The organism is Moorena sp. SIO4E2 (assembly GCF_010671945.1).
GTDB lineage: Bacteria > Cyanobacteriota > Cyanobacteriia > Cyanobacteriales > Coleofasciculaceae > Moorena > Moorena producens.
The window spans coordinates 1-1190 of sequence record NZ_JAAHIE010001338.1 but is presented as its reverse complement, the minus strand read 5'-3'; the positions used below and the strand labels follow the sequence as shown (position 1 = coordinate 1190).

The 1190-nt window shown below is 40.1% G+C and carries 2 protein-coding genes; both read right to left on the bottom strand.

All coding sequences use genetic code 11. The features are described from left to right. On the bottom strand, positions 1-514 hold a 514-nt coding region (locus F6K37_RS43495), incomplete at its 3' end, for a condensation domain-containing protein (RefSeq protein ID WP_287257358.1). Then, positions 514-1190 (bottom strand): phosphopantetheine-binding protein (locus tag F6K37_RS43490; RefSeq protein WP_287257357.1); only part of this gene is annotated, 677 nt, incomplete at its 5' end. The genes F6K37_RS43495 and F6K37_RS43490, both read right to left, overlap by 1 nt.

Below are 1190 nucleotides of genomic sequence, written 5' to 3'. Positions count from 1 at the left end.
GTTCTGTTGTTCCTAGTTGATACAACTGAGCCCGTATGGGGGGGTCTACTTCTAGATTGAATGAAAGTTCATTTTCTTGTTGGAGTAGTTGTTGTAGTTTGGTGGTAGCTTCTGATGGTGTTAACCCACTTAGGTCAATTATGGGTAGTTCTAATTCAAAGGGGGGTTTAATTATTTGTGCTGCTGTGCCGTTGATTTCACTGAAGGTGGTTCTCAGGGTTTCATGGCGAGCAATGATTTGGTTGATACTTTTTTGCAGGGCTACATAGTCTAGTTTACCTACTAGATGTAGGATTAATGGCATATTGTAGGCGTTGCTACTCAAGGCCATTTTTTCAATAAACCATAACCTTTGTTGTGCATAGGATAATGGGATAACTTGCTCCCTAGAAATCATTGGAATAGCTTGACTTTCCTTGGCAGTTGGGAGCAACTGCTGCTGTCGGAGCTTTTCCAATACCTGTTCTCGTTGTTTTGGCGAAAGATTAGCCAAACGTTTTTTTATATCATTCATTATTGATCAACCTCAGCTAAAATTTGTTCAAGTATATTACTGTCTACTTGTTGCAATTGTTGTTCAACTAAAACTTCTGCTAGTTGAACGATAGTAGGATTTTCAAATAACCTACTGATAGGTAACTCCACTTGAACAGTATTTTGCACCCGAGACACAACCTGAGTTGCCAGCAGAGAATGGCCACCCAATTCAAAGAAGTTATCATGTATCCCTACCTTTTCTATTCCCAACACTTCTTTCCAAATCTCTGCTAATACCTTCTGTGTCTCTGTTTCTGGAGCTACATACTCCGTTGACACACTACTTGCATCCAGTGCAGGCAAAGCCTTACGGTCTATCTTACCATTGGGAGTCAGTGGCAGTTGTGATAACATCATCAACCCTGATGGCAGCATATACTCTGGCAACTGCGACTCCAGATACTCTCTCAACTGTGCTATCAGTTGCTTCCCTAGATACGAACTCAAGGGATTATTCCCATTACCTGTTACAACCGATTCTTGATTCAATAGTTGTAAGTCATAAGGGCTAACTGTTTCTGTTTCCGCAAATAACCTTTGATAAAAAGGAGTTTGCTTAAACTGTTGTTTCCAGTGATAAGAAATGTGTTCAAAATCAATATATTCTCCTTGTTGCCTGATAATACGTCCTTGGATAGCATAATCTGGATTCA